The organism is Nostoc sp. T09 (genome assembly GCF_002154695.1).
Classification (GTDB): Bacteria; Cyanobacteriota; Cyanobacteriia; order Cyanobacteriales; family Nostocaceae; genus Aulosira.
The window spans coordinates 46,179-73,178 of sequence record NZ_MTAV01000032.1 but is presented as its reverse complement, the minus strand read 5'-3'; the positions used below and the strand labels follow the sequence as shown (position 1 = coordinate 73,178).

16 protein-coding genes and 1 pseudogene are annotated in these 27,000 nt (G+C 39.9%); 11 read left to right on the top strand and 6 right to left on the bottom strand.

From position 1 onward, the window contains the following. A complete protein-coding gene (locus BV372_RS08895) occupies nucleotides 1-2,208 on the bottom strand; it encodes an ATP-binding protein (RefSeq protein WP_086685959.1) in 2,208 nt (735 codons plus the stop codon). A 1,515-nt stretch (nucleotides 2,209-3,723) separates the two neighbouring features. On the opposite strand from BV372_RS08895, the gene BV372_RS08890 reads away from it, so the two are divergent. Continuing rightward, on the top strand, nucleotides 3,724-6,363 hold the full coding sequence (locus tag BV372_RS08890; protein ID WP_086685956.1) for a PAS domain S-box protein: 2,640 nt from the start codon (nucleotides 3,724-3,726) through the stop codon (nucleotides 6,361-6,363). Nucleotides 6,364-6,773: 410 nt separating this feature from the next. On the opposite strand, the gene BV372_RS08885 is transcribed toward BV372_RS08890, so the two are convergent. The 3 genes from BV372_RS08885 to BV372_RS08875 all read right to left on the bottom strand — a co-directional run bounded on the left by BV372_RS08885 (nucleotide 6,774) and on the right by BV372_RS08875 (nucleotide 10,447). Next, nucleotides 6,774-7,160 carry a hypothetical protein gene (locus BV372_RS08885; protein WP_086685954.1) on the bottom strand — a complete coding sequence of 129 codons (387 nt, stop codon included), beginning with the start codon at nucleotides 7,158-7,160 and terminating at the stop codon, nucleotides 6,774-6,776. A gap of 404 nt (nucleotides 7,161-7,564) precedes the next feature. Beyond that, a complete protein-coding gene (namA, locus tag BV372_RS08880) occupies nucleotides 7,565-8,632 on the bottom strand; it encodes an NADPH dehydrogenase NamA (RefSeq protein WP_086685952.1) in 1,068 nt (355 codons plus the stop codon). A gap of 615 nt (nucleotides 8,633-9,247) precedes the next feature. Then, nucleotides 9,248-10,447 carry an FAD-dependent monooxygenase gene (locus BV372_RS08875; RefSeq protein WP_086685951.1) on the bottom strand — a complete coding sequence of 400 codons (1,200 nt, stop codon included), beginning with the start codon at nucleotides 10,445-10,447 and terminating at the stop codon, nucleotides 9,248-9,250. A 217-nt stretch (nucleotides 10,448-10,664) separates the two neighbouring features. Here BV372_RS08875 and BV372_RS08870 point away from each other — a divergent pair. The 6 genes and pseudogenes from BV372_RS08870 to BV372_RS08845 form a co-directional block, all read left to right on the top strand. Beyond that, nucleotides 10,665-10,997 (top strand): annotated as a pseudogene (locus BV372_RS08870) (response regulator transcription factor); the annotation flags it as partial. A gap of 280 nt (nucleotides 10,998-11,277) precedes the next feature. Beyond that, the gene (locus BV372_RS08865; protein ID WP_086686008.1) at nucleotides 11,278-11,655 is read left to right on the top strand and encodes a response regulator transcription factor; all 378 of its coding nucleotides are present in this window, start codon (nucleotides 11,278-11,280) and stop codon (nucleotides 11,653-11,655) included. Then, the gene (locus tag BV372_RS08860; RefSeq protein WP_086685947.1) at nucleotides 11,655-13,076 is read left to right on the top strand and encodes an ATP-binding protein; all 1,422 of its coding nucleotides are present in this window, start codon (nucleotides 11,655-11,657) and stop codon (nucleotides 13,074-13,076) included. The genes BV372_RS08865 and BV372_RS08860 overlap by 1 nt, the downstream gene beginning before the upstream one ends. Nucleotides 13,077-13,282: 206 nt before the next feature. Then, on the top strand, nucleotides 13,283-13,672 hold the full coding sequence (locus tag BV372_RS08855; protein WP_086685945.1) for a hypothetical protein: 390 nt from the start codon (nucleotides 13,283-13,285) through the stop codon (nucleotides 13,670-13,672). Nucleotides 13,673-14,242: 570 nt separating this feature from the next. After that, a complete protein-coding gene (locus BV372_RS08850) occupies nucleotides 14,243-16,576 on the top strand; it encodes a WD40 repeat domain-containing protein (RefSeq protein ID WP_086685943.1) in 2,334 nt (777 codons plus the stop codon). Between the two features lie 50 nt (nucleotides 16,577-16,626). Continuing rightward, the gene (locus BV372_RS08845; RefSeq protein WP_086685941.1) at nucleotides 16,627-17,229 is read left to right on the top strand and encodes a hypothetical protein; all 603 of its coding nucleotides are present in this window, start codon (nucleotides 16,627-16,629) and stop codon (nucleotides 17,227-17,229) included. A gap of 51 nt (nucleotides 17,230-17,280) precedes the next feature. On the opposite strand, the gene BV372_RS08840 is transcribed toward BV372_RS08845, so the two are convergent. Then, nucleotides 17,281-17,523 (bottom strand): hypothetical protein, encoded by a 243-nt coding sequence (locus BV372_RS08840; protein WP_086685940.1) that lies wholly within the window; start codon nucleotides 17,521-17,523, stop codon nucleotides 17,281-17,283. Between the two features lie 157 nt (nucleotides 17,524-17,680). Continuing rightward, entirely contained in the window at nucleotides 17,681-19,777 is a 2,097-nt protein-coding gene (locus tag BV372_RS08835; protein ID WP_086685938.1) for a hypothetical protein, read from the bottom strand. A gap of 68 nt (nucleotides 19,778-19,845) precedes the next feature. Here BV372_RS08835 and BV372_RS37060 point away from each other — a divergent pair, with 68 nt between their 5' ends. From BV372_RS37060 to BV372_RS08815, 4 genes are all read left to right on the top strand, one after another. Continuing rightward, nucleotides 19,846-20,040 carry a hypothetical protein gene (locus BV372_RS37060; protein WP_086685936.1) on the top strand — a complete coding sequence of 65 codons (195 nt, stop codon included), beginning with the start codon at nucleotides 19,846-19,848 and terminating at the stop codon, nucleotides 20,038-20,040. 533 nt (nucleotides 20,041-20,573) lie between these two features. Next, on the top strand, nucleotides 20,574-21,800 hold the full coding sequence (locus BV372_RS08825) for a succinate--CoA ligase subunit beta (RefSeq protein ID WP_086685934.1): 1,227 nt from the start codon (nucleotides 20,574-20,576) through the stop codon (nucleotides 21,798-21,800). Between the two features lie 345 nt (nucleotides 21,801-22,145). Then, complete coding sequence (locus BV372_RS08820; protein ID WP_086685932.1) at nucleotides 22,146-23,027, top strand: CoA-binding protein; 882 nt, start codon at nucleotides 22,146-22,148, stop codon at nucleotides 23,025-23,027. A 1,855-nt stretch (nucleotides 23,028-24,882) separates the two neighbouring features. Beyond that, on the top strand, nucleotides 24,883-26,928 hold the full coding sequence (locus BV372_RS08815) for a nucleoside-diphosphate sugar epimerase/dehydratase (protein WP_086685930.1): 2,046 nt from the start codon (nucleotides 24,883-24,885) through the stop codon (nucleotides 26,926-26,928). Nucleotides 26,929-27,000: the final 72 nt, after the last annotated feature.

Sequence of the window (27,000 nt, the reverse complement as noted above, 5' to 3'; positions counted from 1 at the left end):
TTAAACCGTTAAAATACATGATTGTTGTTTGATAGGTACTTGAATTATAAATTCGGTCCCTTTACCAAGGGCAGAAAAACACTCTAATTTGCCACGATGTTTTTCAGTGATGATTTGATAGCTGATTGCCATGCCCATCCCTGTTCCTTTACCCACAGGTTTGGTAGTGAAGAAGGGATCGAATATTCGACTTTTAACCTGTTCTGGCATTCCCAATCCATTATCAGCGATCGCAATTTCTACCCACTGTGAATTACTAACTGAGGTACAGATAGTAATTTGGCTGGGATTTTCTTTGTTTTCTTCACAGGTGCGTCCTGCATTTACTTCGTCTAAGGCATCAATTGCATTCGCCAGAATATTCATCAAGACTTGATTGAGTTGTCCAGGGTAGCATTCTACTTGAGGCAATTTGCCATAATCTCGAATTATTTCAATTGCTGGACGATCTGGTTTGTCTTTGAGACGGTATTGCAAAATCAATAGCGTACTTTCAATTCCTTCATGAATATCAACTGCTTTAAATTCTGCTTCATCCATACGCGAAAAGTTTCGCAGTGATAGCACAATGTTACGAATCCGCTCAGTCCCCATTTTCATTGAAGACAGCATCTTCTGTAAATCCTCAATGAGGAATTCTAGATCAATTTCATCTGCTAATGCTTGAATTTCTGGGTCATAACTAGAATGGCGTTGCTGGTAGAGGTAAATCATCTGTAGCAAATCTTGAGTGTATTGGTTCAGGTGGGTAATATTGCCATGAATAAAGTTGACTGGGTTGTTGATTTCATGTGCTACTCCTGCTACTAGTTGACCGAGACTAGACATTTTTTCACTCTGAAGTACTTGTGCTTGGGTGCGCTGCAACTCACTTAATGTGCTTTTGAGTTCGGCTGTACGTGCTTCCACTCGGTGTTCTAGCTCCTCCTTACTATTTTCTAGAGCAGTAAAGGATTCACGCAATTGCCCTGCCATGTAATTAAAAGAGTGAGCAAGTGTGTCGAGTTCCTGAATATTGCTGACATCTACTACTTGGTCTAAATTACCAGATGCCATTGCCTGACTAGCTCGGTTTAATCGCACAATCGGGTGTGTAATCCAACGGGAGGTGAAATACCCCATCAAAGTTGCTACAGTTAATGCCCCTAAACAGAGCACAATTGTAGTGCTAGTGTTGGCATTGATTTGTGCCATAAAAGTGCGTTCTGGCACACTCACCACTACTAGCCAATCCAGTCCATATTGGTCACGCCAAGGAGAGACATACACAAAATTTGGCTCTCCTTGCGATTTCAGTTGCAGCTTTTTGGGTTCGGTAATCGACTTAAACCCATTGAATTTTTGCTCTAGCTGTTGAGCAATGCTTTGAACTACCGGATCTGGACTTTCTCTAGCTTTCAACCGCTGAATTTCGTCTTTGACTAGTTTAAAAGGTTGCTGAGTGCTAGAGTTGGCAATCAGCATACCACTGCGCTCCATAATAAAAACTTGTCCAGTGCGGCTAATGTCCAAACGCCTTAAAAACTCACTGAGTTTCAACAGGTGAATATCTGCTGCGACCATCCCCAGCAATCGATTCTGCGCATCATAAATGGGACGACCCGCCGAAGCAGCGATATATGGATGATTAGGATAATTGAGGCTGTAAATCCTTGACCAGATGGGTCTACCTGCTTTCACGGGTTCGATGTACCAAGGTTCTTTGAAATTGTCCCAATCAAGAGTATCAATGACACGGGTGCGATTGCCTTCAGTATCGGTGGCGTAGCTAAGAACATTTTTCGGCAGATTAGCATTTGGCCAATCATCAATCACTAAGGTTTTACCGTCGTACCGTCCGGCTCCTACTCCCGCACCCGTCGCCAGTCCAAAACCGATATAGCTCAAATCATAGGCTTGCATTTGTTTCCAAAAATATTTGCCGACGGTTTTGCGATCGCCTACATCTAATAATCCCAGTCCAATCGCATCCGCATTAATCTGGTTCACTTTGTGGGGAATTGACAGATAGGAGTTCAAGTGTTGCTCCACTGTACTGCTAGTTTTATCCATCAACTGATCTGCTAGTTGATTTACGGCTTTTTGCCCATTTTTGAATGATAGGTAGCCAACTAAACCCACTGCGCCAAATATTTGCAAAACAAACGGAACAATGAGAACTATCTGTAATGGGAAAGCCTTAATTGGGACGGAGATACGCTGTTTCATTTTTAGGCTCAAGTATTAAATTGCTTCACAAACTTGTTGTCAAATACGAACTGACTTATAAACTCAATTCTTTAGTAGGCAAAACATTTGTCCAGGATAAAAATGCAATTTTCGCAATTATTTATATAACTTTTGCATTCTCTAAAAGTTGTTTATTTGTATTAACTAAGCTTTGGCTGTAAACGTTGCCGAATGCATGAGTTTGCCTTGATTAGAACTTTGATGTTCAGAATATCTATAAAAACTGAGGAAATTATGAGGATTGTTTCAAGTTTTACTTATAAAAACCTGCTACAGTTACAGTCTAGTCAATTCATACCATCAGCTATTTGTACAGTGCGAAATTCCTAATTTATTTAGTGGTTAATACTCAAATACCAAAAAAAATCTGAATAATTACAGCAAATTTCAAGTTAGTGAAGTACAGATCCTCAGCCTCAAACCTAAGCATAAAGACTGTTTTACTTCTGAATTCTGCTGTAACTTATACAGTACATATTTATAGCTAAATTTAATAGGGGCAAAATAGCTGAAGCTAAAAAATATTTAATGGCTTAATTAACTATTTAATAAGTAGTTTATGCATTTCATAAAGACCTGATAGTATTTCTAATATTAATGATTTAATTAAATGTGTCAATTAAGTAATATAAATTTTACGTGATTAAATAAAAAATACAGTTTTTATAAAAGACTTTTATTTTTACAAACAATACCTATAAATGACTTCGGAAAATTTACTGAATTTTAGGCAGAGAGTAGAAAGCGGTCAATTGTCTTACTAGAATTTACTTAGTAATTAAATTTTTATACTTGATGCAGCAGGTTACTTAAGAGCTATTACAGAAAATCTTTCCACTGCGTTTGAGATGTTTGATGTTACTTATAGATAGCCCGCAAACGCCTTTTTATCTGCTGTAAGCAGAGATTCTTTAAATATTTATCAAAAGTATCTTAGCGCTTTAATAGGAAGCTGACGTTTGGGGACGCAGTAAGAAAAGGAAGCCTCGCGATCGCATTAGTCCAAGAGTACTCAAACGCTGACCAAAGTTATAACATCACATGACTAAATCACAACACGCTATTAAACTCCAGATTGCTGTATAAAAATCTTAAGTAAATAACATTCTTCCCTTAGATAATATTTAGTCTAAACTCCAGTTTGTATTAATTACCTTTAAATATTATTTTTACAAATTCAGCTTAATATTATATTATGAAAAAACAAGTTTCGCTGAAAATGAAAGAGGTATGAGCCAACACTAGTGAGTAATTATGTGTTGATAACTCAGCGTATATGTAGGGTGGGCATCGCCCACCAAAACCCTAATCTGGTGGGCAGTGCTCATCCTACGTATATTTCAGAAATCAAGTATGCATCCTATATGAGCCAACACTAGTCAGCAGCTATATGGTGGTAGTTCATTATTAATGAGCATGTCTCTTTTCCGAAATTTGCAATAACAATTGGCAAACTTTATTAAAAATTTTTAAAATATTATTGGTTGCAAGCAAGTGGAACAAAGATTTTATCAAGTAGAGCAAAAGTATCGCAACATAATAGAACAAATCCCAGGTATTATTTATATCTTGCCGATTAATAGTAGTGGTACTGCTGAAGCAGCTTATATCAGTCCGCAGATACAACAATTACTGGGCATTGCCCTTGAAGATTGGCAGCCTAGTGCTTTTAATAGTTGGTCGGATTATATTCATCCAAACGATCGTGAGCGTGTTTGGCAAGCTGTAAAAGCAACAATCTCCACTGGAGAACCTTTGAGCGTCGAGTATCGGATGATTACCCATAATGGCAGAACAATTTGGGTACGAGACCAAGCTAATCTCGTTATCTGCGTTGATGGACAAACGCAGGCACTTGAAGGTTTATTATTTGATATCAGCAATTATAAGGAGTTAGAAGAAGCACTAAGGCATAGTGAAGAACGCTATCGCTCAGTGGTAACGGCGATGGCAGAAGGCATTGTTTTACAAGATCGAAATGGTGCTATTTACGCCTTTAACCTAAGCGCTGAAAAAATTTTGGGTTTATCGCCAGAACAAATGATGGGACGAACTTCTCTTGACCCCGATTGGCAAGCAATTCGTGAAGACGGTTCGCCCTTCCCAGGCGAGGAACACCCAGCAATTGTGACGCTGTTAACTGGCAAACCTTGCTTTGACGTGGTTATGGGAGTCTATAAGCCCGATGGTAGTTTAAGCTGGATTTCAATTAACTGCCAACCTTTGTTTCAATCTGGTGAGCCTCTTCCCTATGCAGTTTTAGCTTCTTTTATTGATATTACTGCACGAAAACAAGCAGAAGCAGCATTGCAAGAAAGCGAAGCGCGTTATCGTGCCATTGTTGAAGATCAAACGGAATTGATTACTCGAACCTTGCCAGATGGGAGTATTACTTTTGTCAATGAAGCTTTCTGTCGATTTTTTGGACTGAAGCGTGAAGAAATTATTGCCCAGAACTACGAACCTGTTGTGTTTGAGGAAGACCGCAAGCGTGTAGTTAGCCTCATAAATTCTATCAACTCAGAAAATCCCGTTGTTACTAGTGAAAATCGGGTTATAGCTTGCGGACAAGTGCGTTGGACACAGTGGATTAACCGAGGAATATTTGACGATCGCCGTAAAATTCTAGAAATTCAATCGGTTGGACGAGATATTACCGAGCGCAAGGAAGTTGAAGAAGCATTGCGCTCAAGCCAAGAATTCTTGCAACAGGTTGCTAATACCGTACCGCATATTTTGTATCTATTTGACCTTTTAAAAGGAACAAGCATCTATCTTAATCAGCGAAGTGAAACAGTTTTAGGCTACTCTATGGAAGAAATTTGTGGGGCCGATCCGCAGTGGTTGATAAATTGCTTTCATCCAAACGACCAATACCTATGCTATGACGTACCAAGCCGCTTCACCAGGCTTGGCGACAATGAAGTTCTTTCCACTGAATACCAATTCCGGCACAAAAATGGCGAGTGGCGTTGGCTAAATACACGAGAAGTTATATTTGCCAGAGATGCTAACGGTGCTCCAATGCAGATACTTGGTTCAGTGGAAGATATTAGTACTCGCAAAACTGCCGAAGCTCTACTGCAACAACAGGCACAGCGCGAACGCCTAACTACTGAACTAACTCAACAGATCCACCAATCACTGAATTTAGACGAAGTTCTGAATACGACGGTAAACAGTATTCGGCAGTGCTTGCTTTCAGACTCCGTAGCTATTTACCAGTTACAATCTGACGGCAGTGGCAATTTTGTAGCCCAATCAGTAGGCGATCAATACCCCGAGATTTTAGAGCAGACAATGCACCCATTTTTGCTCAAAAGATATTTCAGCCATTATGTCCAAGGCTTACCTATAGTGCTGCATGATATTCAGGAGTCTGATTTTTCAACTGATGATGTTGAATTTTTACAACACTATCAGATCAAGGCTGCTATAGTAGTACCAATTTTGAATAGGGGTTATTTATGGGGTTTACTCATTGCTCACCAATGTGCTACACCTCGTCACTGGCAAACGTTTGAAATTAATTTGTTGCAGCAGTTGGCAAATCAGGTGGCGATCGCTATTCATCAATCAGTACTCTACCAACAGACACAAGTTGCTAATGAAGAACTACAAAGATTAGCTACTCTAGATGGCTTAACTCAAATAGCTAATCGTCGTCGATTTGATGAGTATCTCGAAGCTCAGTGGAAGCAACATCAACGAGAGCAATTGCCCTTGTCTTTGATTTTGTTTGATGTCGATTTTTTTAAAACCTACAACGATACCTACGGTCATTTAGCAGGGGATGATTGTTTGCGGCAAGTAGCAAATGTGCTTAAAACTGTTGTCCAGCGTCCAGCCGATTTAGTTGCTCGTTACGGTGGGGAAGAATTTGCTGTAATTCTGCCTATTACAGAGGTGCAAGGAGCAATCCATATCGCTCAAGTTATTCGCCAAGCATTACATAACTTGGCGATTCCTCATGCTCAGTCTTGTGTTTGTAACTGTGTGACTGTCAGTCTAGGCATTGTTAGTATTGTGCCAAATCCACAATTTTCTCCACTAGACCTAATTAATGCAGCGGATAAAGCACTTTATACAGCCAAAAAGCAGGGGCGCGATCGCTTAGTATCTTTTCGTCTGTGATAACTAAAGTTTAGACTGAACTAAATGGCTAAACTCAAAGGAAAAAAACGATTGAACACAGATGGACTTGTTAGCAAAACATGAGAGAAATTATATCTAAACCTCGTCCAAGTTGAGAACTAGAGTTTTTCAAAAGGGAACAGGGAACAGGGAACGGGGAACAGGGAAGAGTATAGGATTTGGGAGCAAAACCCGATCTAGAAAAACTATGGTTTTCAAAGTAGACGCGGTTTATCTCTCACCTGCCAATAAAAAATTTGATCCGTTGGACAGGTTGGCTCTGTGTACTATTTAGACCCAACAAGCGAAAGAATTAAAAATAAAAAAAGGTAAAAATAAAAATCAAATTTTTACTTTTACCTTTTAAGTGTAGATATATTAGTTAATCTAAAAGTATTCTTTATGCAATTCTAGAGGGGTAATCCAGGTAATCCTTTTAAATTGCGATAAGCACTAACGCAAGCAGGGCAATCACAACCAAATAAGGCTATAGCTCCATTACTCTCTGCTTCACTAAATTCTAGTTTGGCAGCATCGCTAGTTGTTGCTTGGTTTGATGCCACAACTTGTGTTGATTGAGCAGCAACAGCGTTATTATTTTTACTCCGGCGAATACAGACTAAAGGTGTGGGATAAGCACCGTGCGGAGAATGTACACATGCACGCCCATCAGCAGTATAAATGACTTCGGTTGAACGAAGAGCTGCATGAGCAGGGTGACCCATCATCACCATAGACAGCATAGATGTAAATACTGTAGGAGTGGAGAGCAAATGCAACAGAAATTTTTTGTTCATATCATCACTAACCTTTCTCAAGTAAGGAACACTAAACTAGTAAAGTTGTAGCATCTTTTTTAATGAATCTTTTACGTTTTTATCCAAGACTTGTACACATGGCTGTAAAACTTAAAAGATTAAGAAGAATTTTACCAGAAGCAATTTATCAAATATATATCTGTGGAAGTATACTCTATATGACATTCATATGTCATTTATGTGTCATGAGTGACACATCTTGAAAAACATGAATTCAGGTAGAGTTATAGGCATTGGAAAAAGATAAGTTTTCATCAAATAATGGCTTTAATAGTTGAAATTTAAAGTATGAGAAGCTTATCCACCTCTAATCTCTAGCCGCTAGGCAGTATGAGTTGGAGGTGGGTTGGGCTTGATGGATAGTTAATTAGATGGACTTAATATTACAGCCAAGCTCGGTCATATTGAACCGGCCAGAGTTTTTCGTGTCCTAACTGTTTAGCAGCCAAGTGCGGCCAGTAAGGATTGCGAAGTAATTCACGTCCCAACAATACTATGTCAGCGCTTCCTGTACTAATAATTTGGTCGGCTTGTTCAGGAGATGTAATTAAACCTACGGCTCCTGTATCAATATTGGCTTCACGGCGGATGCGTTCGGCAAACTGAGTCTGATAACCTGGTTTGAGTGGGATGTTAATACCCGGTATAATTCCACCAGAAGAGCAGTCAATCAAATCTACACCTAAAGACTTGAGTTTGTCACTTAAAGTAACACTTTGCTCGATGTCCCAACCCTTGTCTACCCAATCTGTAGAAGAGATTCGTACAAATAATGGATGCGTTTCCGGCCAAACTTCTCGCACTCCTTGAACGACTTCCCTAAGCAGTCGAGTACGGTTTTCAAAGCTACCACCATAATCATCTGTGCGAGTATTAGCAAGTGGCGAGAGAAACTGGTGCAGCAGGTAACCGTGAGCAGCATGGATTTCAATTACTTTGAACCCAGCTTTTAAAGAACGTTTGGCAGCTTGGACAAAAGCATCAGTAACTTGTCTAATGCCTTCAACACTTAAGGCTTCTGGTATGGGAGCATCTTTGCTGAAAGCGATCGCACTACTGGAAACTAAAGGACGCCAACCCTCCTGCGATTCATCTAAGAATTTTCCTCCTTTGCTGGGTTTGGCAGTGCTTGCTTTTCTACCTGCGTGAGCGAGTTGAATACCAGCAACAGCACCAAAGTTATGAATTAATTCCACAATCTGGGCTAAATTCTCGATATGTTCATCTAACCAAATTCCCAAATCTTGGGGGCTAATGCGTCCTCGCGGCTCTACGGCTGCTGCTTCTGTTAGTACTAAACCAGAACCCCCAACTGCACGAGAAGCTAAATGAACCTTGTGCCAGTCATTAGCATAACCGTTGGTGCTGGAATATTGACACATCGGTGAAACGGCAATGCGGTTGCGAAAGCTGACTTCACGAATACTGAATGGTTCAAACAGGTGTGCCATTGGTATTGATTCCTTCTCTTGCTAAGTAAAAGAAATTGGTGATGGACTTACGCAGTAGACTTAGATTGCTGAAACATCTGGAGATGTTTTTCTAAACATTCAGTGGGCGACCAAAGCAATATCAACTGAGAGCATAAATACGATCGCACCGCTATACTCCGTATCTGTAACTACCAACAAAAGAGCCAAGTACGCCACAGATAAAGTTAGTAATTATGTACGCCGTACTCAAACTGCTTTCGATATTTGATACTAAGCTGGAGATGCAGATTTAGTTTGAGAGGTCAGAGGTGTACATCCCTAAATCAAGGATCGGCATCCCTAATACTAAACTCATTAAATGAGTTCTATATATTCAAAGTATGACAAAAGCTGAGAGAGCCAGACCAATAGATAGAGCAAATAAAATTGCTGAATATTGTAGAACTGCTAACCTGGCGACGGTGGGGAGAGAAATTGCCTAAATATTATTGAAAAATCGCCAGCGATCGCTAAATTAAAAACGCGGGGTTCTGCTATTGATATCACAATTCATCGCTTGGAAGCAGAAGATTTAACACTTTCTTTTTGTTGACGATATTGCTAGAGGAGACGCTTCACTCAAACGACTGCGTATTAAACAATTAACTTTACCTGCGTTACTCCGTGGCGCAACTGGATCTGCCGATGCAGCCAAGACTGTCGAACAGGTTTACGAAGCAGAAAAGCTAGCTTGCTTACTACCGACACTAGCAGTCGGCTTTTACCCAATAGTTCAGCCTGAGCCGCTTCCTGACTTTGAAGCTGCTGCACCCGAAAAATCTCTGGCTCTCTTTCAGCTTGAATCTGCGGCAACACCGCATCAATCTCCGCGTGTCCTGCTTTAGAACGCAACAGCGGCACCAGATAATTTGCGGCAACAATCACATCCCGCAAAGCCATATTAATTCCTTGGGCGCGGATAGGTGACATCGGATGAGCAGAATCACCCAGAAGCAATAACCCCGGTACATACCAGCGCGGACACCGCCCAACCACAACTGTCAACAGTACGGGTCGCTCAATCGTTTCTGCATTTTGCCGGAAATGCTCTGCTAACCAAGGAGGTGATACCGACGCCAACATTTCCGGCCAATCGACTTGCTTCCAGTCCAAAGCAGAAGCTTCCGGGAGTGACCAGCCTAATTGGAGATTACCCTCTGAGCCTTGAAACACAGCAAATGCATGACTACCATTAACAATTGAATAAAATACATTCTCAGAGTCAAAAAGCGGACTATTCGCTAATTTAAACCAAAGAATGTTAAAGCTTTGAGACTGTTGTTCTAAAGGTAAATTGGCTCGTAGACGAACAATTGAATTACGTCCATCTGCCCCAATAACTAAATCAGCAGAAATAGAGCGTTCTTCACCCAGCTTCACGCCAGAAATACGCTGATTAGTCCACAACAAATCTTGTACAGGTTCGCTCTGCACAAACTCGAAATTAGGATAAGTGCTTGCTTCTTCGAGCAGCGCTTGCAGAAGGGCTGGCTGTGAAACGAGTGTAGTAGGACAACCACCATCTTCTATTGGTTCATCAACTCGAAAAAGTGAGCGGTTGTTAATTAAAATCTCCCAGGCATCCAAAGCGCGATGGGGTATACGTTCTAAGATAGGTAATAATCCCATTTGTTCTAAGGCATTTATTCCACTGGGCATCAACCCCTCACCGCGAAAAACTCGCCGAAAGTTACGGGATGCTTCAATTAATTTGACTTCAATGCCGCGTTTCACAAGCAGGAGTGCAAGTGTTGCACCAGTTGGTCCAGCCCCAACAATTACAACCTGAGCCATCACTTTCTTACTCCTGTTGAATTATTTCTGAATATCAATCTTGTCTGCGGTTAATCTAGGGAGCATTCTAACACTACCAATACTGTATTTATGTCTAAGTTCCGTTAACCTTTGCTAGGTTTGATAGAGATGTAATACACTACTTTAGCCTCTGGCTTTTACCAAACTATATTACATAGAACCAAGCAGCCATATGTTCTCATATAAAGAGACATTTATGATTCGTAGGAAAATTCTTGTAGTTGATGATGACCCAGCAGTTCGGAACTTAATCCAGCGTTTTTTAACTAAACTAAACTATCAAGTAGAAACTGCCGCAGATGTTGAGACAGCAAGATCTGTATTCCAGAGCTTTCACCCAGATCTAGTGATTTTAGATGTGACTTTACCAGATGTGAATATTCACGATCTCTGCAAAGAGATGCAAAATCATAGAGAAGTATTTGTACTTATGCTGACTAGGCATTTAGATGAAAGTATAGGCGCTGATGGCTATCTCACCAAGCCATTTAATTTAGGACAACTGGAAGCTAGAGTAGCAGAGGTTTTGAATGGATAACTAAGGGGATATGATGGCTTCTCCTAAGGGATACCTGCGCCAACGCCAAGGGCGATCGCATGTCATGACAAGTTCAGCTAAAGCTCTACCGAGCGCTGTCTGACTGCTACGGATCTACGCTGTATTTTGTTAAACAAAGAGAAAGATTTTGCCACTAAATGCGGAAAAGGCAATGTATTTACTCAATTCTTGTCAGTAAGTATGAGTTGCTTTGTTGAACTCAGTGCCGAATGTAGTTTAAAATTGGGCGCTGATGATTGTGCAATATAAAATGCCTCACGTTTTACTCGTGGATGATGAAGCTCCTTTGCGTGAAAGCCTTACTTACACACTACAAAAAGAAGGCTATCAGGTAACAACAGCTGCTGATGGGCATACTGCTATCAAACAGTTCCACAAGCAAGTACCAGATGTGATTGTGCTCGACTTGATGCTACCAGAGGTTGGTGGTATGGAAGTCTGTTGGCGAATTCGAGCATTTTCAGATGTTCCCATCATTATGCTCACAGCAAAAGACCAAGATGTTGATAAGATTTGGGGCTTAGAAGCAGGCGCAGATGACTATATTACTAAGCCATTTAAAACTAATGAACTGCTAGCTAGTATAAAAACAGTATTGCAGCGTCGTTCTGGAGAGCAGTCCTCATGATGGACTGGCTACGGCGCATCCATTTCAATTCTATATATGCCAGGTTATTAGCTACTTACCTGCTGCTCACAGCTTTAGGAACCTCCTTCATGGCAGGTTACATTCTCTGGTCATTTCATACCTACTTCATGCGGACACGACAAGCTGATTTAGAGAATTGGACAACAGCCCTCAGCGAGAGTGCAGCTGATGCTTTAGAAAAACAAGATATTCAAAAGCTAGAGGAGTTAGTGCAACGCTATGGCGCACCACAAACAGTAACACTCCGCATTTTTGATCAACAAGCTCGTTTACTAGCTAGTTCTGATTCCAGAATCGACAAACAAGTTAGAGACTGGTACAAAGTTCCGGGAATCCGCGAAGCCCTAGAAAATCATCAGGCACAGGGGATTGCAAAAGGAGTTTTATCAAATGAAGATCGCCTCTACATCGTTAAATCAATCTCGCGTCGTGGTCAATTGCTGGGTTTGCTACGCATGTCCATCACTCTGGAGCAGTATCAGCGTCAGTTTGCTAGGGTGATTTGGAGTGTTTTAGGAGCATTGACGTTGGTAATTTTGCTGTGTGCGCTGATTAGCGCTCGTCTTGCGCGCAGCCTTTCTAAACCGATTGAAACAATGCGAAACTTCGCTATTCACCTAGGTAGAGGTCATTTTGGTGACAAGCTCTTAATTAACCAGAACAATGAGTTGGATCAGTTAGCAGCAGAGTTAAACCGGATGAGCGCGCGACTAGCTTCACTCGATCAAGAACGTCGCTCGTTTTTGGCAAATGTTTCTCACGAGCTGCGCACACCGATTAGCAACGTTCAAGTAACTGTAGAAGCACTCAAAAGTGGAGCCTACGAAGAACCAGAATTACGCGATCGCTTTTTTCAAACAATCGAAAATGAAATTAAACGCTTATCCCAACTAATTCATGATTTGCTCGATTTAGGACGTTTGGAAGCCGGAGTTACCCAAATAAAACAGCAAACTTGCTCATTGTGCAGTCTGATTAACCGTACTGTTAGCGCAATGGAACCGCGTATGCAAACTGTTGGCGTATCTGTGCAAGTCAACGTTGTTAACTTATCACTACAAGGCGATCCTGAGCGACTATTGCAAGTTTTTTTGAATGTGTTGGATAACGCTATCAAACACTCATTACCCAATTCTCAGATCTTAATTTCTGGGTATAAAGAGGGGAAGCAAGCTGTTGTGAAAATTCAAGATCAAGGTTTGGGTATCAGCGAGCGCGATTTACCAAGGATTTTTGAACAATTTTATACAACAGATCCCTCGCGGAAAGGTAGTGGTAGTGGTTTGGGTTTAGCCTTGGCGAAGCGGATTGTAGAAGCCCATCATGGTAGCATCACTGCTAGCAGCGTAGTCGGTCAAGGAGCAACTTTTACAATTTGCTTACCGTTAACAACCGAGTAGTAGTACAACAAGTTAACGATGTAGTTGAATTTTGGCTCATTGCTATAAAGACCAAAAAGGCATCTAAGCTAATTTGAGTGGGCACTTAAGCAAAGTCTAATTCGTCACCATTACACATCTAGGATAAATCTGGGTTAACAGTAGTGTAAAACCAGTGGTACTCTGACAAAACAATTAAAATGTGGCAAGTAATTTAGGAGAATAACGTGAAAAAAGCAGTAATTGCCAAAACTCTAATTGCATCACTAGGTTTTTTAACTTTGTTTACCCCAAATCAGGCCTCTGCTCAACTAATACCACAACCTTGGGTGTCAGTAGGTGGAAATGATGGCGATGTCACCTATGCAGTGGGTGCTAGAGCTTTAAATTTGGGCGTTGAACTAGGAACTGGTCCTGATGGTGCTACGGGAGTAGATGTTTTGAAATTTATCAATTTACCAGTAATTTCACCTTATGTAGGGCTGGGATATTATTCAGAAGATAAAGGTGTTGCTGTTTCTGGCGGTGTTCAGGTAGGCGCTACAGATCACATTTTTGTAGGTGCAGGTTACAACTCTGTTCGTGGCTTCAATGGGCAACTAGGAGTAAGATTCTAATTTTCTCTACAGCAACTAACATAGAGGAATAAAAATAAACACCTCTCGCAGGTGTTAGTAATTTAGTATTTATAGATATTGAGTAGCCTTTAATTTCGATGTAGTTTAGGCTCAAGGCGATCGCCAGTTATACTGACTATGATTTATCTACCATTAAGGCATAGATAAAGTAATCCAACATTCCTAAATCATCATTTTAGTTTATTGTCTGAATTGAGACTATGAGTTTCAGAAGCAGATTTTAGAAACCCTGGGTAGGTAATTCCTGTTTGTATAGCTGACGATTAAAAATCGCCAGCTATTTATTTTTATTGATAAATTGGAGCCAGAAGACAGAATTCAGAATTCAGAATACTCTACCCATAAAGGGATAGAGTTTTAATTAGGAAGAATATTGAATACTAGTTTCGCCTACAAGGGGCAAGGTTTTAAACCAATATTCATTACCCAGTCGTACAAAATTCATACTGAATTCCGACTCCTGAGTTCTGAATTATTCTTGATAAATGGCAGAAATAGTGAAAGAATCGAGCTACTCTTTACTATGATTTATTTAACAGGAATCTCCTTATGGAGCAAGGAATAAGACTACTCATACAGTTAGTAATAGAGTTTGCACCTGTGATTGCATCTTTCATCCAAAAACGGATGGAGGAAAGCTTAAATGCAACTAAGTACGAAATTCCCCTAACAATTGCCGAATCAGATCAATCTTTAAGTATTGCTACTTCAAATTTTAACTATGAAGTAGGATTGACACAAGAAAAACGCCTACAACATCAATTAGCTGTTTATCAACATCAGACTTTATTAGAAATAACTCAAAAAGAGAGAGAAACAGCACTCAAGTTACCAGAAGTTCACAAAATTCTAGAAAACTGGCCGTTAAGATTATATCCTTCCCAAATTTTAGAGTCTTACATTAATTATGGACGTATCCCACTAAAAATTTTTATCGCCCCTCCACAACTGGAATATGACAGATTTGTTAATAAAAATCAAGTAAATCCAGAAATTGAGTTAATGTTATCTGAAGGGTTACGAGAGTTTATTAACAAGCACTACTCGCTCCACAATTCAGTCAGACCAACAGAATTTTTAGCAGGCGCATGGGATAGCAAACGTTTTCATAGCGAATCTAGCATTAAGGCTCTGTTTAGTATGTTAAAAACAGAGCCTATTTTAATTTTAGAATCAGAGCATGATGGAGATTATCTAAATTTCCGTATTGCTTATTGGGGATTGGGGCAAGGAAATTATTACTATCAAACTATATCGAGATTACCTTACAAAGCGATATTAGAAAATTCTGCTAAAAGTCGAGCTTTAGAATGGAGAAAAATTAGAGATGAATTGTTATCGCTAGGAGAAGATTTAGACGAAGTTAATAGTATAGGTAAAGATAATGTGAGAAATTTAGCAATCTTAGAAAAAGCAGAAAAATGGCAAAATCAAGGTATTGATATTAATAAGTTATCCCTAGAATATGAAATTAATCATCAGGATTTTGAAAGACTTTGCCAAGTCTTGATTAACTGTCACCGTCTGATTACTAGCTGGGTGGCGGATATTTATCACCTAATTCATCATGATGTTCCTCCACTATTACCGGAGTTACTGATGAGTTTGCTTGACGATAATTTAGATTTACAATCAGTACAAGTAATAGTTACAGGTTATCAACAAGTTTATCAAGCCCTAGAACAGGAGCGACGTTACTGGATTCCAGAGTTAGCTTTGCAATTAGCTGTGAGTTTATCTTATTTAAGCGATCGCTCTTGGGCAAAGGAACAGGTTGACTATTCTATCAATACATGGTTGCAACTGCACCAAGTCTCACTACAAGAGGTAAATAATCCTTTAAAGGCAATGCAATCTGCACTCAGAATAGAAGATCGGGAATATCTTACCAAGTTAAAGGAGTATTTCACAGTTGTTGACGATCGCCAAAGTATTCTTGAGGTTGAAACTATGTTACAGGCGATCGCCAATCTCAACCAACAACCTAGCCCAGAATCTGCAACTCTCTGTCATACCCTCACCGGACATTTAGGCAATGTATCATCTGTAGCTATTGCACCGGATGGAGAAATGTTAGTTAGCGGTAGTGCAGACAAAACTATCAAAGTATGGAATCTGCATACAGGCAAACTTATCCGTACACTCACAGAGAATTTAGGAGAAATTTCTTCTGTAGCTGTGAGTCCTGATGGTAATTACCTCGCCGTCGGTAGCTATCAACATCCTAAAAGTAATGTCAAGGTCTGGCATTTAAAAACAGGTAAACTACTGCATACACTGTTGGGGCATCAAAAACCTGTTAACTTTGTAGTCATCAGCCCAGATGGCCAACTTCTCGCCAGTGGCAGTCATAAAATCAAGATTTGGCATTTGCATAAAGGCGATCGCATTTGTACCCTTTGGCATTCATCCGCAGTCGATACTGCTGCTATCAGTCCCGATGGCACAATGCTCGCCAGTGGAAGTTCTGATAGTAAAATCAGGCTGTGGAATCCACGCACTGGCGATCCATTACGCACACTCATCGGTCATAGTAGCGGGATCAAATCTCTGGCCATAAGTCCTGATGGCAAAATTCTCTTTAGCGGTAGCGCTGATACAACCATCAAAATTTGGCATCTGATCACAGGTAAACTGCTAGATACCCTGGCTGGACATTCAGATGAGGTGAAATCCATCGCAGTTAACCCAGATGGAGAAATACTTTGGAGTGGTAGTGCTGACAAAACCATCAAGATGTGGCGTATTTCTACAGGCGAACTGCTGCATACACTTACGGGGCATTCAGAGCAAGTTAATTCTATTGCTTTAAGTGCAGATGGTAAATTCCTTGCCACTGGTAGTTCCGATCAAACAATTAAAATATGGCGGATAGTTGTGTGAAACAATAAATTAATCTGTCACATTCTTGTTTAAAATTGTCATTATTGATCATGCCATACAGTCAATTCAGCATCGATAAAGTCAAACAAGATTTTCACCTAAAAACTGTAGAGGGAGTGCGTTTTTTCCCCGAATCGATAGAAAAAATTGTTCCCAGTCAAAGATTACAAGGTATTTTAGAAGATTTACCTTGGGCTATAGCTGTAGATACAGAAAAAGCACGTTCTGAGGTAATTATAAATCCTGTACTTCTAGAAGTACGACGCATCTTAAATTCCACAATCAGCGTATTTTCAGGTGAAGAATTTAACGTTGATGCCAGTGTCGGACTCAACGGGGTATGCGATTTTCTCATAAGTCGTTCTTCGGAACAATTAACAGTGGAAGCACCTGCAATTGTGATTGTTGAAGCGAAAAAATCTGATCTTAAATCTGGGCTAGGACAATGTATTGCAGAAATGGTAGCTGCACAGCGATTTAATCAAGCCAGAGAACAGCCTCTCACAACAATTTACGGAACAGTAAGTAGCGGTACACAGTGGCGGTTTCTCAAATTAGAAGGACAAATAATCACAATTGATTTAATGGATTATTTTCTTCCTCCTATTGAGCAAATTCTCAGCTTCTTTGTATGGATGGTAAAAGCAGGTTGATTCTAGTCATAAATTTCGTTTTATATATGGTCAAATTTTGGCAAATTAATACTATCGTTCCATCTGCTCAATACCAATAATTTCTCGATTGCCTGCAATCTCTTGTTGAGTGTGAAATGTGAAATGTCTTTGCTGTCCTAATTGCTGCCACTCTCGTTGCAATTCCGCGTGAGGATACGTTCCAGTGTTGAGCATCTCCAGTATTGGAGGCCATACTAGTTTAACAGTGTTGACATCGCCAACGAAGACTTTAAAACGACCAATATTAGCGATCGCATAAATTCCAGAAGCCATAACCAATGAAAAATTAATAAATATCTTTTTGAATTAAAAATACTCATAAATTAGAATGTTTTGTTTTTTTGCAACAAAACTCAGTACTGAATTGCATACATCCATATCAAAATTATTTAGTAGGATGGGCTTTGCCCAACCCTACTGTTTACTATGCTTACCCTTCCAGCGATCGCGTATATACTGGTTTGCCTTGAGAATCATAAATAGACAAAGACAGTTGAGCATTGTCGCTAATTACTCCCAGCGCTTGCTGTAACATTTGCAAGTGTTGATTTCCATCAGCAATTACATTTGATTTTGGAGGATTAGCATTAGCTGAAGTACTTGTACTTTGCCGTGCTAGGTCATATTCACGGGTTAACTGCACAGTAATTCCGCGATTATCTATAGTAAAACTACAAATCCGCATTCCATTAGTACAAAGTTTATTTAGATCAGTGCGGGTTTGTTGCAAACTATTAGCCATTTCTAGCTTTGCTTGTGCTTGTTTCAGGGCAGCAGAGTAGGGTTCAATCAGAGTTTGAGCCAGGCGATATTGAAAGCTATCATCAGAAATTTGTTTAGCAGACTGCAAAGCCCGTTCCCATTGAAGTACGGCTGGCTGCCATTGTTGCTTTTGCTCAAATGCCTTGGCTTGGTTGGCTGTGCTAATAGCCTGTTGGTAAGTTTTGGCAGCTAATTGTTCTTTAGTAGCGCGATCGCGTGCTGCTGCTAGTTTTGGTTTATATTCTCCTAAGAGTGTTTGTGCTTGTTGGTATACTGAGCTAGTCTGGGGAATGATATTTAATGCATTAACTGCCACCTGCCAAGTAGACTGCACCTTTTGTAAGTCACGCAAGGATTGAATCATTGTCTCTTGCTGGACGGCTGCATTAGCTACAGCCTGAGCAGCGTTGAGTTTTTTCAACCATTTTTCTGCCCCTAGCAATTGCTGATTAACAGTTTTCAAGCCGACACGATAACTCAGTAATTTCACTTGCGCCAGATTGTACAATTCGCTATTGGAACCGATCGCTTCTAATGGTGCGATCGCCCTTCGCCAAAGTTTCTGTCTAGCTTGCAATTCCTCTAGGCTATTAGTGGGCGTTTTAGTTTTACTCATCGCCAAGGATGCTGCTTGCAAAGCTTTTACCACCTGAGCGATTTTTTCTGACGACCCAGATAAACTTGCTTGTAGTTCCTCAGCTTTTTGGTATTGGGGAGACCAAGAGGGAATCTTTTCTAAGTCTGAGCTTGATGCTTCTAGTTGCTGTTGTACCGCTGCTAATTCTTTTTCAGATTTGGCATGGCGCATTAATCGTCTAGATTCCGTTTTTAATTGCTCGGCAGTTTGTATTTCTTTACACTGCGAAATTACGCAAGGACTAGTCAGCAAGTAAGCTCCGCCAGCTAACACGACAATTCCTACACAAGCTGCACCTAACAAAATTGGTTTGATTGGTTTTGCTCGCTTAGAAATTAATAAATCTGGTGTGCCAGCAAAAGGATCGAATGGTGCTTCGTGCCCAGTCTCATCGATTGATGAAGCAGCTGAGGTAGGACGCGCGAATGATGAATCAGCCTCATCTATGAATGAAGTTGCTGAGACGTTCTGTGCGAATGGTGAATCAGTCTCATCGAATGAAGCTGCTGAGAAAGAACGCGCGAATGGTGAATCAGCTTCATCAAACGATGAGGCTTCTGGGGTGCTCTGTGCGAATGGTGAATCAGCCTCATCGAATGAAGCGGCTGAGAAAGGGCGCGCAAATGGTGAATCAGTCTCATCAAACGATGAAGCTGCTGGGATGCTCTGTGCAGATGGTGAATCAGTCTCATCAAGCGATGAAGCTGCTGAAATGGGCAGAGAGAATGGCGGGAAGATTAACCTATTACTAGAGGAATTATCTGTAGACTCTTCCAAGGCAGTTGCTTGTAGAGTAGGGTAGAGATTAATTTCATCCATTTCTACCCTCTGATTGATATAGAGGGAACGCTTGGTATAAGGACGTTTTTCACCAAATACTCTCAGAAAGCATTGCACATTTTGCTCTCCTTGGGTTGGTACCGACCGGATTGTATCCTCAAGTACTTGAAAGAGTAATTGGGTGTCAACTGTCAAACCCATTGGATGTTGAATTAGAATCATTAGTCCGTCATTATTGACGGCACACTTCACTTGGAAGACTCCGCCAGATGGAACTTCAGCAAGGAATAGTTCCTGCAAAGTTTTGGTTAACAGCTGTAAGTCTTCCTGCTGAACTGCTACTGTCATAGAGCGTTCCCGCTGTTCTTCTATATTGTTTTTCTTATCTTCGAGGGTAGGAAAGGTAGAACTTTCGTTTGTTGATTGCAGATGCACAGTTTAACCAACCAAAGCCAGATAATCAGATTGACCAACTTTCTAACACAAATTCTGACTTTTCAGCAAAAATAAAGAGAGCAGAGATTATTCACGTCTCTCAACTTGATAACTTCTACAAGTCTTATTTGACAAACCTGCTTAAAGTAGAAATCACACCTAAAAAATGGGAATAATAAAATTTTTAGGCATTTTCACTGCTTTACATCTACCGTAAAATGCATAAGCGCTACTGTCCTTCTCTTCAGTATTTGCAGTACAGTAGTGACAAAATTATCTCCAAATAAACCAAATAAGATTTATGTTAAGAATGTAGCTAAAATCGCAAATTTGAATTTTGCCAGATGCCCGATCGCCAGCCAAACCTACCAATAATTGAGAGTGATGCGTTACGCGATCGCGCTTCACACTCTACACTAGGAATTGTAGAAAAATAAATCTACATTACTGAGGTTTTTTATAAGTATGGTCTTTTCTTGACATCCTGGGAAATTTACTGAGGAGATTAATAACGTCTTGTTGCAATGCAGCCAATTATTTCTGGAACATTTAATTTACCTGATTTACTGAGTTCGATAAAATTGATCGTTGAAAAATAAATTTTGATAGATGTCTAAAGCTGGATTGTTTAATTAGGATGCTACGAAAGATTGAAGACAATATTCAAAGAAATACTTTATAAGTAAGTGTCACTACCAGGTGCGGATCAATGGATTTATTGGAGTACCAAGTTAAAGAATGGTTTGGAGAAATAGGCATTCCTGTATTGCCCTCCCAACGAATTGACCATCCCACGGATTTGAAGCGGTTAAAAATTCGCTACCCAGTTGTACTGAAATCTCAAGTACATGCAGCGGAACGGGCAAAAGCTGGTGGGGTTAGGATTGTCGAAACAACAATCGATGCGATCGCCTCCGCGCAAATGATCTTCAATTTGCCGATTTGGGGCGAGTTACCTGAAGTTTTACTGGCAGAATCAAAATATGATGCCAAGCAGGAATTATATTTAGCAGTGGTTTTAGATACCGCTGTCTGCCGACCAGTACTTTTAGGTTGCAAGGAAGCAGATATTGATTGGGAATCGGCAGGAGAAAAAATGCAGTATGTTGTTGTGGAACAGGAATTTTCTCCATTTTATGCCCGACGGCTGGCTTTAAAACTGGGTTTAGAGGGTGTGCTGATGCAATCGATTAGCAATGTTATCGAGAAGATGTATCAGCTGTTTATCCAAAAAGACTTAGACTTAGTAGAAATTAATCCGCTTGCAGTTAATGCCTCCGGTCAAGTGATGGCCCTCAATGGTAAAGTTAGGGTTAATGAACGGGCAATTGGACGTCATTTAGAAATCGCCGAAATGGCAGCAAAACTAGTCAAGACTCATAGTCATAGTGAAACAAACGGCCATTTGTCTAAATGGGATGGCTTAGAAATGCACGGTAAAATCGGTATTCTCGGTAATGGTACTGGTTCGGTATTGGCAACTTTAGATTTAGTTGTCAATGGTGGTGGTAAGCCTGGTCTTTGCTTAAATCTGCGCCATGCTTTCTTGAGTGACACTTCTGAGACTACATTCTGCGATCGCCTAGATACGAGTTTAAAAATTCTGGCTGCTGACAAAAGTATTCAAGTAATATTAGTGAACCTCCTAGGTAGCATTCCTGAATGTGCCGAATTTGCTGAAATCCTGAGCAAATTTCTGCAACAAGATAAAAGTGACGTTAAATCACAAGCTGTACGTACTAATGGCAGCAAACATCGGCGTGAAAGCAGTTTTCCCCGCTTGGTTGTTCGGCTTGCAGGTTCTGAGTTTAATACAGCTAGAAAATATTTAGCTACGCTTCCGACCCAAGGCGATACGCTGATATTAGTAGAAAATTTAGATGAGGCGGTGGCGGAATCAGTCCGTCTTGCCAAATCAACTGCTTATAAAAGGTAATAACAGTTCACCCTGAATGTAAAAATAGCTGCAATGAATACAGCAAATAGGATGTTTAAAAAGTATTTGTCTAAACATATTAACTTTATAGATCCCCGTCTTAGCCTTGTCTGAAAAAGAGACATACATTCCTCCAATTCATTAAGTAATTCCGGGATAGCATCAATAAGTTGATGTGTTATGTAATACTTATTCAACATCCTCTCAGGATGAGCTAGATTTAATCAGTTTTTAAAGACAATAGTTGTGAATTATAGTCAAAATGGCATTATGTGACACCATTTATGTGTCAATCTCTTCCCTGTAACTTCTGGTGCTGGGATGTCAAATTTACCGTAATTTTTTATGAACTTAACGCCAGACAGTAAAGTGTTAATCCAAGGGTTCAGTGAATTTATCTCAGGAACTCATATTACCCAAATGAAAGCTTATGGTACTAATTTGGTTGCTGGTGTAAATCCCGGATTTGGTGGACAACAACTATATGATCTTCCAGTATTCGATCTGGTTGAGGAGGTAGTAAGACAATTTGGGCCAATTGACACGACAATTATTTGTGTCAACCCTTACCATGTACTAGATGCAGCATTGGAAGCGATCGCCTCTAATATTCGCCAGATTATTATCATCTCTGCTGGTGTACCTCCTTTGGACATGGTGCAATTACTGCGTAAAGCCGAGTCCGTTGAAACCCTAGTGGTGGGGCCCAACAGTCCGGGAATCATTGTACCTGGCAAAATTCTCTTAGGCACCCACCCTAGTGAATTTTATACCCCTGGTTCAGTAGGAATTGTCAGTCGCAGTAGCACACTCACCTACGAAGTTGCTTGGGAATTAACCAAAGCTGGTTTAGGACAGTCGATTAGTGTCAGTATTGGCAGTGATGCGATCGTTGGATCGTCATTTCTGCAATGGTTGCAAATTCTCGATGAAGATGAAACTACACAAGCGATCGTCTTAGTAGGTCAACCTGGTGGTGGTAGTGAAGAAGCTGCGGCGCGCTACATAGCTGAAGCAATTGATAAACCAGTAATTGCCTACATTGCAGGTAGACAAGCGCCACCAGGAAAACATTGGCGTCAAACGGGTACTTTAGCAACGATTATCGGACGCGATCCTAACTTTGGTACAGCACAACATAAATTAGCTGCTTTCCAAGAAGCGCAAGTTCCAGTAGCCGAACGTCCTTCTCAAATTCCAGAATTGGTACGAAAGGGAATTAATTAACTCAATATTTTGTAATTAATAAACTTGTTGCTAAACCTAGATAAAGAGGGAAAGGTCGAAAACCGGACTCTCCCTATCATATATATGAGTGATACCGTAAGTAAAAATTCCAGAGTTAAGCATAAGTTACCTGAAAGCAATGCTTCATTCCAAGCTGCTTTGCATCCATAGTTAACACCAATTCTCTTCAAGTTAACTACAAGGTATAACGTGGTAAACATTGTAGCAGGAGAGTTAGCTCAGTTAAGCAAGTTTATCTATTGCGGTGAGAGAAAAGAAAAAAAGCTTATCTCAACTGTATAGGACTCATATTTGATTTCTGAAATACACGTAGGGGAGCCACTGCGTTGGACGGGTTTCCCGGCTTAAAGCAAGTGGCGTTGGGCAATGCCCACCCTACACTTAAGATTAAAGTGTACGTAATTTTTTCAACAATTAAACCGGATTCCTATATCTGATTTGAAACATAGAGGACTGAGCTACTCAACAAACCTTGCAAATTTTCTGTGATCGCTTTTTTAATCTGCCTGTGGTAAGATGCGACAACGCACATTCTCATCAATATGACAGCTTTGTCAACACTTCCGGCTTCCACATCTTGACTTTTAAATAATTACAAAATTTCTTAAATTGTCAACCACTTCTAGAAGTATATTTTACTGAGCTTGATATCAATAATAAGCAAGATGTTTAATTTTCTATTTAAAAAAAGAATGCTCTCATAGAAGCTTATATTAGCTATCAAGTAGCTTGATTTATGCTTGATGCAAAAAGCTAAAGCTTTAGTACAATCCTGCCAAATGCTGCGCTTTATAAAATCTATATATATTTACCGATCCCAAGTAGAGCAGTTCATCAAATCTATATAAATTAGCCCAGCAAAAGGTGATAGAAGATTAAATACAAGCGTAAAATTGCCAGATATTGCATTTTATAAACTGATATATACATTCAGTGAAATAAAGTGATAATAATTTTAGGGAAATAAAAACAGTTTTATTTCTGTGCTCTCAATGTTATCTATCTGTAGGAGGATAGTTACTAGTCTGGCAAGTAAAACTAAGAAATGGAAGCTAAGCTTTCATAGACTAAGTTAGAACAAACTAGTTTGACATTTCATTGTTTATCGCGTAAGTAACTCAGAAGGTTAGGGCAACTTACATACCTAACGCAATCATAAATAATAGGCAACTAAAGTTTAAATGTAAGCAGCGATAAACAAGGTGTGCCTCGATTTGGAAAATTTCCTTACGAATGGAAGTCAATACTGCAAAAAACATAGATGCAAAAAGGCTTTCCACAGAATAGCCTGTTAACATAGGCTGAAAATAAGTTTGCTTTAGACGTACTCAGTTGTTTAATTTATTTTAACGGCGAAATAAATTTCGTCATATGTTTCTTCCAAATTTAGGATGCACCGGATAAGTAGGTTCAATATCCACATCCATACTTTGAACAAAATTATGTAGTTATCATGAGCAATTAAAACTAGCTTATATCAACTATCTATAAGCTTGTCTTTGTTGTCTCACTACATCAGTCAGTAGGAAAAATAATTATAAATTATTGATTCCTGCTATAAAAAGATTGTAATCGCAATTATTTTGGCGATGATTATAATCCATCCTTTGCTGTCATTAATATCACAATATTATTGAATTCCTTTAGCAGACAAAGGTCAGTATTTAATACCTAATGTATTAGTAAAAATCTAGAACTATTTGGGTAAAACCTTCCAGGGCAAGGCTTTTTATGTCTATTACAAATACAATTTTTCCACTGCTTGTATAAATAAAGCTTTAAAGCTTTATCAACAAATATAAGCAAGTTAGCAGGGTTTAAAAGCTTTACGAGCATGAACTACCTACTCCTGACTTTTTACGCAGCAGTGCAGAAAGTTGCTAATACTTTTCTGTGTGGATTGCTACATCTGAGAAATAAACATTTGTTTGTGTGTGATATAGGTTTATTTGCCATCACACCATTATTAGCTCTGATTATTCGTTTAGACGGCGATTTTTCTTTAAACGCATACATAAAAGAGCTAGGAACTGTAACAACACTTTTTTTAGCAGTCAAGCTAATTTTATTTTGGAGCCTTGGTTTTTATAGACGTTACTGGCGCTATGCCAGTATTGAGGAACTAACGTATATAGCAATGCTAATGTTGGCTGCGGTAGTCATCCAAAGCCTTTTGTTTGACGTGCTTCAATATATACCGCATTTGGCTAGAGAGAAACTGCCACAATCGCTACCATTTATTGACGGATTGCTTTCCTTTATTTTTATTGGTGGACTCCGTTTCAGCGTTCGAGCTCTAGAAAGAACTAGCCAAAAACAAGCATTTTTTTTCAAAAACGAGCGGGTGTTGGTAGTTGGTGCTGGTAGTGCAGGGGTTTCTCTTGTACAAGAGATGCAAAGAAATCCTCAACTAGGGTTTTATCCTGTAGCCTATATTGACGACGATCTTCAAAAATTGAACGTACACATTCGGGGGATTCCTGTTGTAGGCGATCGCTTCCAAATTCCTGAGGTTGTACAATCTCTCCAGATCCAAAAAGTGATCATTGCGATGCCGACAGTTGCAGGACGAGTGATTAGGGAAATTGTCGATATTTGCAAAGCCACTGGAGTTCACACCTGCACTTTACCTGGTATACATGAAATCCTCAATGGTCGTGTAAGAGTAGATAGCATTCGCGATGTCCGTATTGAGGACTTGCTCAGACGTGAATCTGTGCAGACAGATATTGAAAGAGTTGCCCAATTTATTGCAGGGAAGAAAGTCATCATTACCGGTGCAGGTGGTTCAATTGGTAGCGAACTTTGCCGTCAAATTTTTAACTATCGCCCTGCCGAAATGATACTCATAGGACATGGAGAAAATTCTGTCTTCAATATCCAACAGGAATTAGAACAACTTGTCCAAGTACTCAAATACGATAGCCAAGTACAATTCAATAGCCCACGTATTTCCGCCTTCATTGCTGATATTCGCTTTCGGTCTAGATTAGAAAATGCTTTTGAGCGATTCAAACCCGATGTGATTTTTCATGCCGCAGCTCATAAGCATGTCCCTCTAATGGAATTAAATCCAGCAGAAGCAATCACTAACAATGTATTAGGGACAAAAAATTTGCTGGAACTGGCAAAGCAATACGATATCAAACATTTCGTGATGATATCTACAGACAAGGCAGTTAACCCTACCAATGTCATGGGGGCTAGTAAAAGAGTTGCTGAAATGTTAGTTTTGCAAGCTGCAAGAGAAAGTGGGAAGCTTTATGTAGCCGTGCGTTTTGGCAATGTTTTAGGCAGTCGCGGAAGCGTTGTTCCCACTTTCAAAAAACAAATTGCCGCAGGTGGGCCGATAACAGTTACCCACCCTGATATCTGTCGTTATTTCATGACCATACCGGAAGCAGTACAACTTGTTTTGCAAGCAGCGGTGCTTGGTCGTGCTGGTGAAGTGTTAATGCTGAATATGGGACAGCCGGTGAAAATTGTTGACTTAGCCAAAGAATTAATTCGCCTTTCTGGATATGAAGTACACAAAGACATTGCCATTGTATTCACAGGTTTACGGCCGGGTGAGAAGTTATTTGAGGAACTGTTTATTGAAGGAGAAGAATACGAACCGACTGAACACAAAAAATTATTAGTTGTGAAAAATGCCAGTGGAATAATTTCCGAAAATCTGGGAATTACTGTGGAGGCTTTGTGTCAAGCAGCAACCAACAATGACGTGCATTCTATTCGGTTGTTGCTCAAACAAATAGTGGCTGGATATAAAGCTGAAGATTTAGAGAGAAATCTGAAAGCAGATGCTTTAACAAATAGTACTATTCGAGGTAATTTCAACGGCAATATGTCGACGAAAGTAAAACCACGATGTTCATAAATTCTCAGAAATAGCATTAAAACCTTCTTAGTTAAAAGGACTGGAGCTAGAAACACAAATAGTTGCTTTTTC